Origin of the sequence: Pseudoduganella danionis (assembly GCF_009720775.1) — a bacterium.
Taxonomy (GTDB): Bacteria; Pseudomonadota; Gammaproteobacteria; order Burkholderiales; family Burkholderiaceae_D; genus Rugamonas; species Rugamonas danionis.
In genome coordinates this window covers 1-208 of the sequence record NZ_WNKW01000056.1, presented here as the reverse complement: position 1 = coordinate 208, position 208 = coordinate 1, and the positions used below count along the sequence as shown (strand labels likewise).

Here is a 208-nt window from a genome sequence, read left to right as displayed (position 1 = left end):
ACGGCCACGGACACCTCCACCAGGCAGCAGCCCATCGAGCAGCGGCACAACGGCCACGGACACCTCCACCAGGCAGCAGCCCATCGAGCAGCGGCACAACGGCCACGGACACCTCCACCAGGCAGCAACGCATCGAGCAGCGGCACAACGGCCACGGACACCTCCACCAGGCGGCAGCACACCGAGCAGCATCACGGCCCAGGCCGCC

General features: G+C 70.2%; 1 protein-coding gene. It reads right to left on the bottom strand.

The window, feature by feature from the left end; genetic code table 11:
* Positions 1-208, bottom strand: a 208-nt coding sequence (locus tag GM655_RS23135) for a hypothetical protein (RefSeq protein WP_229632708.1), incomplete at both ends; no start/stop codon positions are given.